General features: G+C 38.1%; 20 protein-coding genes. 10 read left to right on the top strand and 10 right to left on the bottom strand.

The features are described from left to right. Positions 1-22 precede the first annotated feature (22 nt). A complete protein-coding gene (locus LLF28_08400) occupies positions 23-796 on the bottom strand; it encodes a ribonuclease H-like domain-containing protein (protein MCE5195448.1) in 774 nt (257 codons plus the stop codon). 136 nt (positions 797-932) lie between these two features. On the opposite strand from LLF28_08400, the gene LLF28_08405 reads away from it, so the two are divergent. From LLF28_08405 to LLF28_08415, 3 genes are read left to right on the top strand one after another with little or no spacing between them, the layout of a single operon-like run. Continuing rightward, complete coding sequence (locus LLF28_08405) at positions 933-1,307, top strand: zinc ribbon domain-containing protein (GenBank protein ID MCE5195449.1); 375 nt, start codon at positions 933-935, stop codon at positions 1,305-1,307. Then, positions 1,307-3,010, top strand: a complete 1,704-nt coding sequence (gene tadA, locus LLF28_08410) for a Flp pilus assembly complex ATPase component TadA (GenBank protein ID MCE5195450.1) — start codon at positions 1,307-1,309, stop codon at positions 3,008-3,010. The genes LLF28_08405 and tadA overlap by 1 nt, the downstream gene beginning before the upstream one ends. 20 nt (positions 3,011-3,030) lie before the next feature. Next, complete coding sequence (locus LLF28_08415) at positions 3,031-3,399, top strand: response regulator (GenBank protein MCE5195451.1); 369 nt, start codon at positions 3,031-3,033, stop codon at positions 3,397-3,399. A gap of 13 nt (positions 3,400-3,412) precedes the next feature. Here the strand turns inward: LLF28_08415 and LLF28_08420 are convergent, their stop codons facing one another. After that, positions 3,413-3,616: a cation transporter gene (locus tag LLF28_08420; GenBank protein MCE5195452.1), complete on the bottom strand. Its 204-nt coding sequence runs from the start codon at positions 3,614-3,616 to the stop codon at positions 3,413-3,415. Between the two features lie 51 nt (positions 3,617-3,667). On the opposite strand from LLF28_08420, the gene LLF28_08425 reads away from it, so the two are divergent. After that, entirely contained in the window at positions 3,668-4,777 is a 1,110-nt protein-coding gene (locus LLF28_08425) for a radical SAM protein (GenBank protein MCE5195453.1), read from the top strand. A 28-nt stretch (positions 4,778-4,805) separates the two neighbouring features. On the opposite strand, the gene LLF28_08430 is transcribed toward LLF28_08425, so the two are convergent. The 4 genes from LLF28_08430 to dcd all read right to left on the bottom strand — a co-directional run bounded on the left by LLF28_08430 (position 4,806) and on the right by dcd (position 9,932). Then, positions 4,806-6,437: a hypothetical protein gene (locus tag LLF28_08430; protein ID MCE5195454.1), complete on the bottom strand. Its 1,632-nt coding sequence runs from the start codon at positions 6,435-6,437 to the stop codon at positions 4,806-4,808. Positions 6,438-6,589: 152 nt separating this feature from the next. Continuing rightward, positions 6,590-8,638 carry a transketolase gene (gene tkt / locus LLF28_08435; protein ID MCE5195455.1) on the bottom strand — a complete coding sequence of 683 codons (2,049 nt, stop codon included), beginning with the start codon at positions 8,636-8,638 and terminating at the stop codon, positions 6,590-6,592. 15 nt (positions 8,639-8,653) lie between these two features. After that, the gene (pyrF, locus tag LLF28_08440; GenBank protein ID MCE5195456.1) at positions 8,654-9,373 is read right to left on the bottom strand and encodes an orotidine-5'-phosphate decarboxylase; all 720 of its coding nucleotides are present in this window, start codon (positions 9,371-9,373) and stop codon (positions 8,654-8,656) included. A 10-nt stretch (positions 9,374-9,383) separates the two neighbouring features. Beyond that, on the bottom strand, positions 9,384-9,932 hold the full coding sequence (gene dcd / locus LLF28_08445) for a dCTP deaminase (protein MCE5195457.1): 549 nt from the start codon (positions 9,930-9,932) through the stop codon (positions 9,384-9,386). A gap of 120 nt (positions 9,933-10,052) precedes the next feature. On the opposite strand from dcd, the gene LLF28_08450 reads away from it, so the two are divergent. The 4 genes from LLF28_08450 (at position 10,053) to LLF28_08465 (ending at position 12,799) form a co-directional block, all read left to right on the top strand. Then, positions 10,053-10,382: a hypothetical protein gene (locus LLF28_08450; GenBank protein MCE5195458.1), complete on the top strand. Its 330-nt coding sequence runs from the start codon at positions 10,053-10,055 to the stop codon at positions 10,380-10,382. A gap of 188 nt (positions 10,383-10,570) precedes the next feature. After that, positions 10,571-11,155, top strand: a complete 585-nt coding sequence (locus tag LLF28_08455; GenBank protein ID MCE5195459.1) for a LemA family protein — start codon at positions 10,571-10,573, stop codon at positions 11,153-11,155. Between the two features lie 118 nt (positions 11,156-11,273). After that, entirely contained in the window at positions 11,274-12,158 is an 885-nt protein-coding gene (locus LLF28_08460; GenBank protein MCE5195460.1) for a TPM domain-containing protein, read from the top strand. After that, entirely contained in the window at positions 12,158-12,799 is a 642-nt protein-coding gene (locus LLF28_08465; GenBank protein MCE5195461.1) for a hypothetical protein, read from the top strand. Before LLF28_08460 ends, LLF28_08465 begins: the two co-directional genes overlap by 1 nt. A gap of 16 nt (positions 12,800-12,815) precedes the next feature. Here the strand turns inward: LLF28_08465 and LLF28_08470 are convergent, their stop codons facing one another. Genes LLF28_08470 through LLF28_08480 form a run of 3 tightly spaced genes read right to left on the bottom strand, consistent with a single transcriptional unit; the run spans position 12,816 to position 15,499 of the window. After that, positions 12,816-13,286, bottom strand: coding sequence for a hypothetical protein (locus tag LLF28_08470; GenBank protein ID MCE5195462.1), 471 nt, complete (start codon positions 13,284-13,286; stop codon positions 12,816-12,818). Beyond that, positions 13,283-14,719 carry a diguanylate cyclase gene (locus tag LLF28_08475; GenBank protein ID MCE5195463.1) on the bottom strand — a complete coding sequence of 479 codons (1,437 nt, stop codon included), beginning with the start codon at positions 14,717-14,719 and terminating at the stop codon, positions 13,283-13,285. The genes LLF28_08470 and LLF28_08475 overlap by 4 nt, the downstream gene beginning before the upstream one ends. A gap of 18 nt (positions 14,720-14,737) precedes the next feature. After that, positions 14,738-15,499, bottom strand: coding sequence for an OmpA family protein (locus tag LLF28_08480; GenBank protein MCE5195464.1), 762 nt, complete (start codon positions 15,497-15,499; stop codon positions 14,738-14,740). A gap of 110 nt (positions 15,500-15,609) precedes the next feature. Between LLF28_08480 and LLF28_08485 the strand changes: the two genes are divergently transcribed. Both LLF28_08485 and LLF28_08490 read left to right on the top strand, forming a co-directional pair. Continuing rightward, positions 15,610-15,891, top strand: a complete 282-nt coding sequence (locus LLF28_08485) for an acylphosphatase (protein ID MCE5195465.1) — start codon at positions 15,610-15,612, stop codon at positions 15,889-15,891. A gap of 9 nt (positions 15,892-15,900) precedes the next feature. Further along, positions 15,901-16,569 (top strand): hypothetical protein, encoded by a 669-nt coding sequence (locus LLF28_08490; GenBank protein MCE5195466.1) that lies wholly within the window; start codon positions 15,901-15,903, stop codon positions 16,567-16,569. Positions 16,570-16,703: 134 nt separating this feature from the next. Here the strand turns inward: LLF28_08490 and LLF28_08495 are convergent, their stop codons facing one another. Beyond that, on the bottom strand, positions 16,704-17,003 hold the full coding sequence (locus tag LLF28_08495) for a PCYCGC domain-containing protein (protein ID MCE5195467.1): 300 nt from the start codon (positions 17,001-17,003) through the stop codon (positions 16,704-16,706). Positions 17,004-17,015: the final 12 nt, after the last annotated feature.

Below are 17,015 nucleotides of genomic sequence, written 5' to 3' on the forward strand. Positions count from 1 at the left end.
GACTATGAAAAATTTTATCAGATTACTGCAGATACTTGTCTATCCCTGTCTGTGCTCGCAACTGCCGATAAATTGTGTCTGCAATATTATGAAGATTAACTGTATCTTCTTTATTGTAAATCTTTAGCAGATCAAGATGTTCTTTGTTAGCAGTCCTGATATAATATTCCCAGATCCTGACAGCATCATAACCATTCATCCCTTTTACAGATTCGTCTCTCTTAACGCCAAGTTCTTCCTCCAGTTTTTTGAAACCTCCTGTGAATCCGATTTTTTTTGCGCTGAAACAGAGATCAAAATGCGGGATATCGAACTTTAAATCAGGCATTGTCCTAAGAAGAAACGGGATATCGAATGCCACGCCATAAAAAGTTATAAGATATTTATACGCTGAGAGCTCATTCATCAGGTTTTCAGCGGTAAGATCAATGCCTTTTATAAAACATTTGTAATCATATCCATTATAAAGACCTACCATTGTTGCATAACCGCCCTTGTCAGGCATAAATCCATTCGTCTCTATATCAAGACATACTGCGTCATTCTTGAAAACATCGTAGAGTCTCCAATGTTCTTTTCTCTTTACCGCTGATGCAAAATATTCGGCATTTGATTTGTCGAGTTCTTTTGAAGCAGTCGAAAGCAGGTGGTCAAATACAGGCTTTCTTTCTGGATTAATGCACAAGGGCTGAGGTGTTTTGATAAAATCATCCCATGTGAGAATCCCGCTGTCCCAGAGTCTTCTCTCAATTTTTTCGCCGATTCCGTTTAAAAGGCTGAATGTATTTCTTATCATAGCAATATCTCAGTATAATCTTTCTGCAGTTCAAAAATCGAGCTAATATTATTTTTCAAAAAACTGCCTGTTATGTTAACAATTTAATAAAAATTACTGTAAAATATTAACCAAGTCTGGAAACAAGGAGTGAAAAATGATTTGCTATAAATGCTCAACAGACAATTCAGAGAGAAGAAGTTTCTGTAAAAAATGCGGAGTGCTTATTGTAAATTTCTGCTCTAATTGCGGGTTTCATAATGACCTGAACGACAGGTACTGCGGCGGGTGCGGAACCAATATATCAGAGGCTAAAAGATCTGGAACTAACAGCGCTTTATCACAACAAGAAAACATATCGCGAGGAAAGTATTCTTCTGATGAAATGAATGAATTGATCTCCACAACTTCTCAAAAAGGAGCAGTAAAACCCAGGGCTAAAGATATCAGAGGCGATGACGAGATTTCCCAGAATGTAATTGATAATATTTTTGAAGCTGGGAATGAGGGGAAAAACAACAAGGAAAAATAATGCTTTCTAAAGAACTCAATTTAAAACTCGGTGACATACTTATTCAACAGGGAATTATAACCAAAGAACAACTTAAAACTGCGCTTGCCGAACAGAAGGCTCATCCTTCAGACCAGAAGAGAATCGGGAGCTATCTCATAGACTTGGGATACTTAACAGAAGAAGATATAACAAAAGCGCTTGGCATACAGTTTAACTTGCCTGTAATGACTATCGAAGGCATGAGGATAAAATCAGAAGTAATAGATCTTGTCACAGAAAACATGGCAAAAAAATTTAATATCATGCCGCTCTTCAAGATTGAGGATGAACTTACAGTAGCCATCTCGGACCCTACAGACATAACCCTGCTCGACATAATCAGCTCAGAGACAGGACATAAGGTAGTACCTGTCATGGCAGTATATTCAGAGATTACAAAAGCAATAAATAAAAATTATTCTAGAAAAATTGAATCCCTCATCGCAGAACCTCAGTCAGAAACCAAGATTACAGCAATCACACGATCTGAAATTGATGCGCTGAGATTAGCCGGCGGTGAAATGCCGATTGTAAAAATCGTTGACCGCATTCTTATTGAGGCTGTAGAAGAAGGCGCTAGTGACATTCATATTGAGCCAAGCGCCACAAAAGTAAGCGTAAGGTTCAGAGTTGACGGGATTCTTCATGAATACACACAACACCCTGTGAGGACTCAGCCTGGAATAGTATCAAGGATAAAAATCCTTTCATCACTTAACATTGCCGAGAGACAAAAACCACAGGATGGACGCATACAGATAAAAATGGATAAAGACGAGATGGATATCAGGGTTTCTATTCTACCGACATTCTATGGTGAAAAAGTGGTTATGAGGCTCCTTCATAGGGATGCAGTGAGAGTAAAAATAGACGATCTCGGTTTCTCGGAAAAAAACCTTGCGGCATTTCTGGATATGATCAGAGAGCCTTATGGGATTATCCTTGTAACAGGGCCTACGGGAAGCGGCAAAACTACAACCCTGTATGCTGCGCTGAATGAGGTCAATTCGATAACCAAAAATATTATCACTGTAGAAGACCCCATCGAATACCAGCTGCCAATAATTAATCAGGTTCAAGTGAATCCTAAAAAAGACCTGACATTTGCAAATGCCTTACGAACAATCCTCAGACAGGACCCTGACATAATAATGATCGGTGAAATAAGAGATCCTGAGACCGCAGCAATAGCTGCCGAATCAGCTCTTACAGGCCATCTGGTATTCAGCACACTCCATACAAATGATGCGCCAAGCTCAATAACCAGGCTGACAGACATGGGTGTTGAACCATTTCTTCTTGCGCCGTCTTTATTAGGCATTCTTGCCCAGAGACTTGTAAGAAAAATTTGCCCTAAATGCAAACAAGATTACACACCCACAGAGATAGAACTCAACGCCATTGGTTTTGACAGTCATACAGAAAATATAAAATTTTATAAAGGTATGGGCTGCGATAACTGCAAACACACTGGATACAAAGGCAGATCAGGAATACATGAAATACTGGTTGTTGATGAAAAAATCAGGGAGTTGATAACAAACAAGGCATCTGTGAATATCCTTAGAGAAGAAGCAACTAAAAAAGGGTTTAAAGATATGCGATTTGACGGCATCAAAAAAATCATAGCAGGAGACACAACAGTTGAAGAAGTGCTTAGGGCTACAAGAGATATTAAATAAAATATGCTAAAATAATCCTTATGTCAGAAAAGAAAATACTGATCGTAGACGATTCAGAAAACATAAGGCGCACCCTTAAAGAACTTCTAGTGAAAAATAACTACAACGTCATCGGCGAAGCCGCCAGCGGGATTGAAGCCATAAAACTTTTTAAAAGCCTATCGCCTGACATAATTATGCTTGATATAATTATGCCTCAGCTTGGCGGGATAGAAACTCTCAGGATGATCCGTTCATTCAGCAAAGATGTAAAGGTAATAATGGTCAGTGCTCTTGATTCTATTGACAGAGTAAAAGAATGCCTGAATGCCGGAGCCAATCACTATATTCTAAAACCCTTTGATGAAGTGAAAGTAATAGACATACTCAGGAAGTTTGCAGAAGAATAACAAGTCAATATTTTTAAGCCGCTATTTTGTAGCCTGCTTTCATTATTGCCGACTCAATATCATGTCTGCTTACTTTCTTCTCGTCATAAGTAACAGATGCACTGCCGACCTCAACAAGGGCATCAAGCACACCGGAAAGCCCCAGAAGCGTCTGTCTAACCTTGCCTACGCAGTGCATACAGCTCATTCCCTCTATCTTGATCTTAACCTCAGACATAACTTAATTTTATGTTAAACTTAATAAAAAATCAAAGTCGTTTTTAAAAAAATGAAAAATAATTCGAACAAACAGAACTTAGGGCATATAAAGATTCCTCTTAAGAGGGTACACATAGAATTAACAAACGTATGTGATTTCAACTGTGTCTTCTGTCCTAAATCAGAGATGAAGAGGCCATATGGTTACATGGAAACCGAATTTGCTAAAAATATAATCTCTGAATTAGCTTCAAACAATATCTGCGAAAAAATAACTTTTCATGTAATGGGAGAACCGACTTTACACAGAGATTTTTTAAAAATTCTGAGTCATGCTCAAAATCAAAAAATGAAAGTGGGATTAACAACAAATGGAAGTAGCCTTAGCAAAGTAACAGGAGAAAAACTTCAGGAATACAACCTATACCAGATAGACATTTCTCTCCAGACCCCAGATGAACAGTCTTTTGCCTTGAGAAAAGCCGGCAATATTACTTTTGAGAATTATTTAAACGGTATTTTTAGTTTTTTCAATGAATATCACAAAAAAAATTCCGGGACAATATTTAAATTCCGTTTTCTTAACACAAGATTTCGTAATAAACACATGGAGAAAAAAACAGGTTCATTAAAGGTAATGTCATCGACAAGAGAGCTAAGGGATACATTCAATTATTGGGCTGGCAAGATTTATGATTCGCTTGGTATTGCGCGTGACAAAAAAGAAAAATTTCTTGAACGCATTGAAAATCTTGTCTCCTATAAATGGAATGTTGTTGAAATTTATCCAAATGTGTTTTTCGAAACATATGTTCTGGATGATTGGGGACATGCATTCAGCGATACAAAAATTCATGATGCATGGGGCGGTTATTGTTTTGGTATGCGCGATCATTTTGCCATTCTTCATAATGGCGATGTGACTTTATGCTGTATGGATTTTGACGGCCGCACAGCAATTGGCAATCTTCACAAATCCAGTTTAAAAGAAATCCTTTCATCTGTTAGATTAGGTGAGATCATGAAAGGCTTTAAAAAATTCAGATTCGTTCATCCTTACTGCAAACGCTGCATGGGAAGCAGGACATTTACTTCGTGGCTTTTTAAACCGATAATTGCTGTTGCAGGACTAAACATCCTAAAGCCGTTTTTTTACAAGCACACAAAAATTTATTCTTAATAGACATTCTTAATTAATTGGGGAAAAATTACATAATCTCCAATGCTTTTTTTGTAATTCTCTCTGCTGCTTCAAATACAGCATTCTTCCCCTCTTCTGTGCGCGCCTCTATATAAAAACGAACCTTAGGTTCTGTGCCTGAGGGCCTTATCATCAGCCATGAGCCGTCATCAAAGACAAGTTTTGTTCCGTCTATAGTTATCACATCTTTGATAATTTTTTTTGTTTCTCCGATATTTATCTCTGTGCCTATTTTGTAATGTTCTTTTATAACAGAAAGTTTTTTAATTAATGATTCTCCTGCAAGAGAACGGGCAACTGCAATCCCTGAACGGTCAGGATAATAATAGCCGAATTCATCCATTATGTCTTGAAGATATTCGTTCAGATTTTTTCCTCTTACAGCCATCATCTCTATCGCAAGCAACAAACCGAACATCGCATCTTTTTCAAGTGTGTGATTGTAGGCTGTTATGCCGTCTGATTCCTCAAATGCGCAAACAGCCCTTTCATTTGATATTGGCAAAAGATACGGCCGGAAATTCTTAAAGCCGACCTTTGTCTCTACTACATAAGTTCCGCATTTTTCTGCTATTGCATTTAAGAGATTGCTTGTGCCTGCTGACTTTACTCCGATTCCCGATATTTTTTTATGGACATGCAAAAAATGAAATGCCATCGCACCGAAATAATTCATTGGTATCTGCATGTTGTGATCTGTATGTCTTATTCTGTCACCGTCAGGATCCATAACAACTCCGAGCCTGAATTTTGCTTTGCTCTCTCTTAAAACTTTTTCAACTCCCAGCATATTAGTTGATGAGGGCTCAGGAGCAACTCCGCCGAATAAAAAATCATCCTCTGTTCTTAGATAAATGACCTTATTGCTTTTACCAAGTATTCTTTGTAGTTTCCCCCTTGTAGCGCCGTGCACGTTATCGATGCAGATTATGCAGTCTTGTTTATCTATAAAATTGCGGATTTTTTCTAAATCAAGAGTTTTTCTTTGTTCGATATATTTGATATAAAGTGAGGTGAGATCAACCTTATCTACACTATTTGGGTTGACTGGCTGAACTATTTTCGCATCTCTCATCATCCTATTGCTTATCTCTTCTATCTTTGATGTAATCTCTGTTCCTGCGGGCCCTCCGTCAGATGGATTGAATTTAAAACCTGAATAATTTGCAGGATTATGGGAGGGTGTAAGATTTATCGAGCACGCGGCATTAAGCATTTCTATTCCTGCTGAAAACTCAGGTGTTGCTGCTTCGCCTGCATACCAGGTTTTGATTCCCTGTTTCTGCAGAAGGCCTATCACTTCATAAGCAAACTCAGGCCCCAGAAATCTGTTGTCATGCCCGACAATAATCCCACGCTTTTGCACATCTTGAAAATTTTTGATGCCCATTGCATCCTTTAATGATTTATCATCAGTTTTAAGCATCTCTATTATTGCCGATGTTACAATTCGAAGATTATTGAATGTAAAGTCTGTGCCAGTCTCGCCTCTCCATCCTGAGGTTCCAAAAATAATTTTTGCCGGAGATTTGTTTTCTCTTGCGAACTTTTCTATTACAGAAAGCAATTCTCTGTTTTTTTCAACATCAGAAAGTATCTCTTTCCAGCATGAAAATGCGTTTTTAAATTCCTGAGACAATTAATCCTCCATATTATTTGACTTGGGAGGTGAAACAGTCCTTAAGCGGATTTATTTTGCCGTATAATCCGCTTTTGCGGATAGGCAAAATACCTCGGAGGTCGATACGACCGAGAATGAGCGAAAGGACTGTTTTGCCTCCCTAAAATTTATTATCTCTTTAAAAGTTCTTTTGCTTTTTGAATGATGTTATCTACAGTGAATCCGAATTTTTCCAAAAGTATTTCTCCGGGAGCAGAAGCTCCGAAATGATCTATTCCGATAACAACGCCATTTAAGCCAACATATTTGTGCCAGCCATGCGTTGAACCTGCCTCAATAGAAATTCTTCTGCTTATATTCTGAGGAAGAACTTTGTTTTTATAATCCTCAGGTTGTTCATCAAATATTTCGGCAGAAGCCATATTCACAATGCGCACATTTATTCCCTCAGCAGTGAGTTTTTCATAAGCTTTAAGTGCAATATGGATTTCTGAACCAGTCGCAATAATAATAAGTTCAGGCTTGATGTTTTTAGAATCAGCCAGTATATAAGCTCCTTTTTTAAATTCCTCAGCAGAATAATATTTTGTTCTGTCTATTACAGGTATCTTCTGTCTTGTGAGTATGATTGCAACAGGTCCATTTTTGTATGAAATCGCAAATTTCCATGCTTCAGAAACCTCATTTGCATCAGCAGGTCGCATTACTATAAGCCCGGGGATTGCTCTCAAACTCGAAAGCTGTTCTATCGGCTGGTGAGTCGGTCCGTCTTCCCCAATAGCAACCGAGTCATGCGTAAAAATATATATCACATGAAGTTTCATCAGAGCTGCAAGTCTGATTGCAGGCCTCATATAATCGGAAAAGATAAGGAATGTGCTTGCAAAGGGTATTGTGCCTCCATGAAGCGCTATGCCGCTGGATATGCTGGCCATTGCATGTTCTCTGACACCAAAGGCAATATTCGATCCAGAATAACCCCACTCTCCAGACACTGCGCCCTGAATATTTTCTTTTTCATCAGATGGATGCTGAAAATTACCTTTGCCTTTGAGAGCAGTGTTCGTTGAAGGATTGAGATCAGCAGAGCCTCCAATAAGATATGGGATATTCAGCGCTAAAGCATTAATTGTCTGACTGCCGGCAGAGCGGGTTGCAATGCCTTTTGGATCAGGAGAAAATTCAGGCAGGTTTTTATCCCAATTATCAGGAAGTTTTAATTTCATTGTGTCGTCAAATTCCATAGCAAGCTCTGGATATTTTTTTCTGTAATATTCCAGTTTGATATTCCATTCTTTTTCTAACCCTGAACCTTGTTCTTTTGCTTTTCTGAATATTTTCAGCGTCTCTTCAGGGATATAAAAATCCTGTTCAAAATCCCATCCGAGATTTTTTTTAGTTGCAGAAACTTCTTCTTTCCCAAGAGGAGAGCCGTGTGCTTCGAACGTATCCTGCTTATGAGGGCTGCCAAATCCAATATGAGTTCTTACTGATATAAAAGAAGGCTTATCTGTATTTTTCCGTGCATTTTCTATTGCATTAGAAATTGCTTCAATATCATTGCCGTTTTCTACTTTCTGGACATGCCAGCCGTATGATTCAAATCTTTTGCATACATCCTCTGTAAATGTAAGTCTAGTTTCTCCTGCAAGAGAGATATTGTTATTGTCATAAAGATATATTAATTTGTCGAGTTTTAGATGTCCTGCCAATGATGCTGCCTCAGATGAAATCCCTTCCATTAAATCTCCGTCACTGACAATTGCATATGTATAGTGATTTACAAGTTCGCAGTCAGATTGATTAAATTTTGAACCAGTAAATCTTTCTGCAATCGCCATTCCAACCCCATTGCCAAAACCCTGCCCCAGAGGCCCTGTTGTAGCTTCAACTCCTGGTGTTAACCCGTACTCAGGATGTCCTGGTGTTTTGCTTCCCCATTGTCTGAAGTTCTTAATTTCATCAAGTGACAGATCATAGCCTGAAAGATAGAGCAGAGAATAAAGAAGCGCTGAACCGTGGCCTGCTGAGAGGATAAAACGATCACGGTCAAACCATGAAGGATTTTGCGGATTAAATTTCAGGAATCTTGTCCATAGCGCATATGCCATCGGCGCTGCGCCCATAGGCATGCCAGGATGCCCTGAGTTTGCTTTTTGCACCATGTCGATTGAAAGCGTTCTGATAGTGTTTATGCAAAGCTCATCAATATTCATCATGTTTGACTCTCGAATTTATGCTGTGAGCATTTCAACAGATATTAATTCAAGCGCCTTGAGCGGATTAGGATAATTCAGTATTGATCTCCCCATAACAAGATAATCAGCTCCCTCTCTTAATGCCTGCCTCGGTGTCATTGTTCTTTGCTGATCATCAGGTGGAACCCAAGAAGGCCTTATTCCAGGAGTCACGATCACAAAATCCTTATGGCAGTGATTTCGTATCATAGCAACTTCGTGACCAGATGCAACAACTCCATCAAGCCCTGCTTTCATCGCAAGAGCCGAAAGATGCCTGACATGAGTTCTCAGACTGTACTGAAGTCCAAGTTCGCTTTTTAAAACTTCATTGGATATGCTTGTGAGCACAGTAACGCCGAGCATCTTTGGCTTGGGCATATTTTCCTTAAGACATAATTCAACAACAGCATCTCTGCATTTTTTCATCATCTCTAACCCGCCTGAAGTATGCATATTGAACATATAAACTCCGAGTCTGGTTGCTGCAAGAGCTGCCTTTATCACTGTATTGGGGATATCGTGAAATTTGAGGTCTAGAAAAATTTTTTTATTTTTCCTCTGTATTTTTTCAACTATTTTAGGCCCAGCAACAGTATAAAGCTCTAATCCTATTTTATAAAATTCTATCTGAGTGCCGAACTGATCAACCAATTCGGTTGCATAATCAGGATCTGACACATCAAGGGCAACTATTAACTTTTCTTTCCAGGGCATTATTTGCTCCTTATATTTTTGAAGTTGTTATCCCTTTTTGCGCCTGATATTTTCCTGCCTTATCAGCATAGGAAGTTTCGCACATCTCTGACGCTCCAAGAAATATAAGCTGCGCGAGCCCTTCATTTGAATAAAGCTTTGCAGGAACAGGCGCAGTATTTGATATGGAGATAGTTATATATCCTTCCCATTCAGGCTCAAGGGGAGTTACATTCACAATAATCCCTGAGCGTGCATATGTTGATTTGCCAAGACATATCACAAGCACATCCCTTGGAATTTTGAAATATTCAAAAGAACGGGCAAGAATATAAGAATTTGCGGGAATTACGCAGATATCTCCCTTGAAATCAACAAAATGAGTTTCGGCAAAATTTTTGGGATCAATGATAGCATTTTCTTTCATTTCAAAAATCTTGAATTCATCAGCTATCCTCATATCATAGCCGTAAGAACTCACGCCGTATGATATAACTCCTTTTCTCACCTGATCGGCATCAAAAGGAGTTATCATGCCCTTCCCTGCCATCTCTCGTATCCATCTGTCATTTTTTACCATTGATAAGTTCCCGTATATTTTCGATGAAGATTAACATATCCTCATCCTCTTTTCAATAGAAGGATTTTTATTTAATTCTGTTATAATTTAGCTATTACAAACTACCTTAAGGAGGATATCATGACTCTGTGGGACAAGATTAAGAAAGATATCAAAAAAGGAATTGACGAAGGCGTTTCTACTGTAAAGCAGGGCGCAGCAGTGGCAGTCGAAAAAGCAGGGGAATTGGCTGAGGAGGGGAAAAGAAGATACAAAATATTCGAACTCAAGCAGAAAATACATTCAAATTTCACGGAGCTCGGAGGGAAAATATACGATCTCACTATTAACAAAATAAAAAATCCTCTCAATGATGCAAAGGTCAAATCAGTTATTTCAAGCATAAAGAAACTTGAAGCAGAGACAGCTAAACTGGAAAAGATATCATCTGCCAAGAAGGTATTCAAATAAAAAAAATATCTGACAAAAAATATAAAGTTAAGGCCGTCAAATCCGCAGAAGCGTACAAAGACAAGAAGAAGATCATTATTTGCATTAATCCATCCTGCCGTTTGAGAAAATTGGGATGTGAGGGATTTGAAGGTTGTCCGGGTTTTTTGTCAAAATAATTCAACTAAAAAATAAAACAGGAGGGTTTAATGAAAAAAATAATATATTTATTTGTATTACTGCTGTCGATTTTCAGTATTTCAGGCTGCGGGTACAATAAAATGCAGGCAAATGAGGAAGCTGTGAAAGCTGCATGGGGAGATGTTGAAGCATCTTACCAGAGGAGAAACGATCTCATCCCAAATCTTGTCGAGGTTGTAAAGGGATACGCAAAACATGAGAAGGACACACTCATTGCTGTAACTGAAGCAAGGGCAAAGGTCGGAAACATCCAGATATCGAAAGAAATGGTTAATGATCCAAAGGCATTCGCTCAGTTTCAGGAAGCGCAGAGCGCAATGAGCAGTGCACTTTCAAGACTTATGGTTGTTGTAGAAAAATATCCCGATTTAAAAGCAAATCAGAATTTCAAAGACCTACAACATCAGCTTGAAGGAACAGAAAACAGAATAAATGTTGCACGTTCCCGCTATAACAAGGCTGTAGAGATTTTCAATACTTCAATCAGGATATTCCCAAATAACATCACAAACTCCGTACTCTTGCAGCTAAAACTTAAAGAACCGTTTAAGGCTGAAACAGGATCCGAAAAAGCTCCTCAGGTTAAATTTTAATTTGAAGAGTGTGGCAGGACATAGTATTTTCGCTCTCGAAGAGTCGTACCGACATTCTCGGTCGCAGACGACCTCCGAGGGTTTGCCTGCTTTTATATTTAAATTTTTGCTATACGTGTTGCAGGCAAAAAAACCGCTTAAAATACTATATCCTGCCTTTATTTTATCTTTTATCCTTTTGCTTACTCTTTCTGCTCATGCCCTTGACGTCCCTAAACTTCAGGGATATGTTAATGACTACGCTGGAATGATATCACCCTCTGTAAAGACAAAACTTGAAGCAGAACTAAAAACATTCGAACAAACAGATTCAACACAGATAGTTATCCTGACAATTCCATCGCTTGAAGGTGATGTCATTGATAGTTTCAGCATTAAAGTTGCGGATAAATGGAAGATTGGGCAGAAGGGAAAAGACAATGGAGTCATAATCATTGCCGCGAAAAACAACAGGAAAATGCGCATTGAAGTTGGACGCGGACTTGAGTCAACATTAACGGATCTGGCAACAGGGCGCATAATTGACCGTGTTATAGGTCCAAGTTTTAAAAAAGGTGATTTTGATGGAGGGTTCACTGCGGGTGTTGCGGCATTAATTGCTGCAGCTAAGGGTGAATTCAAATCAGAAAAAAAATTTTCTCCTAAAAAACAGGAGAACCTTTCCCGTTTTCTTACTTTCCTTATCTTCAGTGGTATTTTTATGCTGATCATGGGAAGCATCTCCCGCATCTTAGGCAGTGCAGCAGGAGCTATTAGTCTTCCCTTGCTTGCAAAACTTACAATTGCAGGCTCGTCAGGGGTTTTCACTCTGATTATACTCGGCTTAGCCGGAGTTGTAATCGGAGGTTTGCTTCCAATCCTGTTTTCAAACAGCAGTAGACATTATGGCAGCCGCGGTCCATGGTCAAGCGGAGGATTTGGCGGGGTGGATATTGGAGGAGGCGGAGGATTTGACGGAGGAGGAGGCGATTTTGGAGGAGGAGGAGCATCAGGCGATTGGTAATGAAACGTAAAACAACAACAGTCAAATTTTTTTCTAAAGAAGAACTCAAAAAAATAGAGGATGCTGTTGCTAAAGCTGAAATGCGAACAATCGGAGAAATTGCGGTGATGGTCGTTGACAGCAGTGATAATTATTTAGATGCAGAAGTAATTGCCGCTGCTGCCCTGAGCAGTGTAAGTTCATTAATTGTCACGGCTGTTTTACTAGAATCATCCATATGGTTTTATATCCCCTTAAATCTTATTTTCTTTTTCCCGTTAAAGTTTATCTGCAGAAAATTTCCTTTTCTGAAAGCTCCATTCATCGGAAGCAAAAGAAAAAATCATGCTGTAAGAGAACGAGCGCTCAGGGCTTTTTATGAAAAGGGTCTGTATAAAACAAAAATGAATACCGGCGTATTGTTTTTTCTTTCTTTGTTCGAAAGAAAAGTCTGGGTGCTTGCCGACAGAGGTATAAATGAAAAGATTAAACAGGAAAAGCTGAACAGTCTTGCAAATATCATTTCTGTTGGGATTATTGAAAATCATGCTTCTGATGCCTTATGTGATGCAATAAAAAAAGTAGGAAATATGTTTGAAAAACATTTTCCAACTGTCTCAAGTGATACCAACGAACTCTCCAACGATGTGATAACAGAATAAATTACTGCTGAAAGATTTATTTCACTTTTTTTCTTTTTTGTTCCATTTTTATATCCAAAGCCTTTAATTTTTCCATAGTGTCTTTTAATTCTTTATTCTCTCTCATGATCTGCGCTGCCTTATGTTTTGCTTTATCGATTTCCCTTAAAAGACCAAGCAGGTTTTGAATCTCTTCATTTTTTGCGCCATCAGGATCAAGTAATATATAGGCCTCAAGTTCTTTTAATGCCATATAATAATTCGGGTTTGGATTTTTATAAGACGAATAAAGCACTGCCAGACGGAGATGAACCTTTGCACGAACATCCATATCAGAATCGTTTTTGTTTTCATCAAGCTTTTTAATTTCAGAAGGTATATTTTCTGTTTTCGCAGTGGTGGTTAAAACTCTATCATCCTTTTTGTTAAATTCAGTGCAGGAAAATAAAAAAATAATTATTACAAAAAATAAAGCATGCCCTGTTTCCTTTATAAAATAAAAAATCATGTTTTTTCATTTTCAGATTGTTTTTTTGCAAGGTTTTCCACATTAGCAGAAAGTTCCTGCTCAGATTCCCTGTCAGACTCTTTTCTTCTCCTATCAACCACATATACGCTTCCCGGGATGCTCTTGGCGTATTCCTTTAATTCAGCTGCCAACTCGCCTATTTGGATCGGGCTTATGAGATTTTTCTGCAGATTAGTCACAACAGCAATTGACACAGACATTATTGGAAATTTTGCCTGCTGTCCTTGTCGTGTCTTGCTTATTATGTATCCGCGTTCAAGATCTGCAGGGTCGTAAAAAGTCGGCGCAATCTTATCAAATTTCTCGATTATGCTCTCGGCTATCGGTCTGAATCTGTGCGGTTCTGATATAAGCACAAAATCATCTCCGCCTATATGTCCCGTAAAATCTTCTGCTAATCCAAATTCAGATACAGCCTCATCAATAATCTTTGCAGTTGCCTTAATAATTTCACTGCCTTTTGCATAGCCATATCTATCATTAAATGCCTTAAAATCATCGAGATCAATTAAGCAAAATGCCAAAATAGCATGTGATTCTATTTTTTTCTTCAAAATATTCTCGATTGCAATATTTCCGGGAAGTCTTGTAAGAGGATTTGCATCAAGATACATCTCTTCAAGTTTTTTTAATCGCGTTGTCATTCTATTAAAGGCATTGGCAAGGTCTCCAAGCTCATCCGTGCTTTTTATTTCCGTTATTGTCTGGAATTTGCCTTCTGATATATGCCTTGTTGCATCTTTTAAAGCAGACAATGGCTTCGCTATGCTTTTTGTGATTACTATTGCGGAAGTTACTCCGAGAACTACGCTGAGAATAAACATCATGGCCGTCATCTTGAATGTCTTAACTCCAATTGCAGTGCTGATCATTGTTTTCTCGGTCTGATCCTGCCTCGCCTTAAATCCAATGCTTGTTATAAGACTTATGAGCTGCTCCTGCTTCACTTTTATTTCTTCGTCGTATTGCACAGAAAAAGCATATGGAGGCTTGCTCTGATATTTAATTCCTTTTATAAATAGATTTTTATATTCGGTATGAAGCTGTGTTAACCGGTCTACAGATACGTCCTTTAATTTTTGCAAAGCGCCAATTTTGTCTATAAGGTCGTCAAACTCCCTGCTTTTTTCCCAGAACAAAGCAAGTATTTCCGGACTTTTCAATATAACATGACGCTTGGCATAAAGCTCCTGACTCAGAAGATTATCTACCATAGCATCCGTTGCCTCAACCAAAGGAACATCTACCTTAACAACTTCATTATTTATAGAATTCAGTCTTTCTAGATTTGAGAGGGTATAAACCGAGATTATCAGGATCAGGATAATGAGCATAAGATATCCCAAAAGAAGTTTTTTCCCTATACCAAAACCCAAAAATCTTTTAACAAAAGATCTTATTATACTTAGCAACTTTTCTGTTCCTTCTGATTATTTTTTATCAATATCAAGAGGTATAAGGACAATCTCTATCCTTCTGTTCTTTGCCCTTCCTTCCTCCGTGTCATTTGGTTCTATCGGTTTATATTCTGCATATGCTGAAGAATGTAGAAGTTTGGGATCAACACCCTTTTCCTGCAAATACTTTACCACATTTGTTGCCCTTGCACCTGACAGCTCCCAGTTGGTTAGAAATTTTTTTGCGATCTTTGATCCTATAGGCACATTGTCCGTATGTCCTTCGATCATTATCTGTTTGTCAGAAATTGTTTTCAATATCTCTGCAACCCTGTCAAGCACTTTTTTGCCATTTCCCTTAACATCTTCGCTTCCAGAATCAAAGAGTATCCTGTCAACCATGCTTAGAGTGAGCTTATCCTTAAGCTGTGTAACAGCAATCTCGCCTTTTTTAATTTCTTCATTCAACTCTGCAATCATACTGTCATAAGTTCCCTGCATCTTGGATACTGTTTTTTCTTTTTCTTCCTTAAGGGCTGCAATCTCTGCCTTTAATTGAGTCACATTTTTTACCAATTCATCCTTTTTTGCATCAAGAAGTTTTTTAAAATCAGCACTTTCATCCTTGCTTTTTACAAGTTCCGCTTCCTTGGATTTAAGTCTCTCTTCAAGCATGGAATTGTCTTTTTTGAGTTTATCGATGTCGCTAACCCTTGCTTTGTACTCTGAAGTCGATACGCAGCCCGTTACAATAAATACAGAAAAAACAACCAGCAGCAAAAATATTTTTTTCATATAAAACCTCCTGAATATATTCGTGTCTTAGCTTTTATAATTATAGCAAGTTTTACACTTTAAATCTCTTGACATTTCTGCTTGAAAAATATGAAATTTAATCCAATAAAATGCCAAAAGCGCGAGCACATTTAATAATTTCAGGAAGGGTACAGGGAGTGTTTTACAGATCCTTCACAGAGGAGACTGCTTACTCTCTAAGTCTGAAGGGCTGGGTTAGAAACTGCAGCGATGGAAATGTGGAAGTGTTATTTGAAGGAGGGAAAGAAGACATCGAAAAAGCAATAAGTTCTTGCTATAAAGGACCTCCTTCATCTAAGGTTAATGCGATAGATATCCGCTGGGAAGACTTTAAAAATGAATTTGATGTTTTTACAATCCGTTATTTTTAGGAGGACAGCGTGAAAATAAAAGGCAAACTTTTAGGAGAATTGCTTATTGAAAATAACGTAATAGATCAGTTTCAGCTCAGCGCTGCTTTAGGCCATCAAAAACAGTGGGGCGGCAAACTAGGATCCTCACTTATAGAAATGGGATTTGTTGAAGAAAAAAAACTTGCATCTTTTCTTGAACAGCAGCTTGGTGAAAGATGTATTTATCTTGATGAAGTTGATATCTCTCCGCAGGCATTAAAGACAGTAAAATTTGAGATTGCTAAAAAGCACTGCATAATGCCGGTTTCCTTTGAAAACAATACACTTGTTATTGCAACAGGAGATCCAACGGACATTAAGATGCAGGATGAACTTTCTTTTAAACTAAATTGCAGGATAAAACCGATACTTGCTATAGAATCTGACATAAAAAATGCCATCTCTAAACATTACGAAGGAATAACCATAAATTCACCTCTAAGTTTCAGATCAAGCGCTGAAAAGCTTCCTGAAACTATGGATATAATAAGAAGTAAAAATTCTGAAGCTCAGACTGAAGGAATAACAAAAAAAGAAGAGACTGATGAAAGCGGTCTTCTTAACGCAATCGTATCACTTCTGCTCGAGAAAGGCATTATTACAAATGAAGAACTATTTAAAAAAGTCAATGCAAAAACAAAAAAATTTAATTTTTAATTACCAGAACAAAATATATTTATAAGCCAGTATTATCTTTTGTATTCCTTCTCAACAATTTTTTTTATTTCTTTGACAGAATAACCTTTTTTATACAATTCGAAAGCCCGCAGGGCTTCCCCAAGGCAGATGTCTCAGACAGAAGCATGAAGATCAACATAACAGCTCAAGAGACTTATATGTTTTGATGCTGACTCCTCGCAAAAACAATAGCAGTATATACTGTCCAGAACCCATGGTATTTCTTTAGCCACACGGTATGCTTCTTTTACTCTGGGATTTGCGAACTGACTAGGATCAAGGGTTGCTCTTTTTTCCCCTTTTCTAAGGGATTCATTCTTTTGTGTACCGGTATTTTTCTGAGCACAACACACATGCGGCAGAAAAACCATAAAAAAACATGACACGACTATAAATATAAGAATCTTCTTCACCTTTACCTCACA

This window comes from Nitrospiraceae bacterium (genome assembly GCA_021373015.1).
Taxonomy (GTDB): domain Bacteria; phylum Nitrospirota; class Thermodesulfovibrionia; order Thermodesulfovibrionales; family UBA1546; genus JAJFTJ01.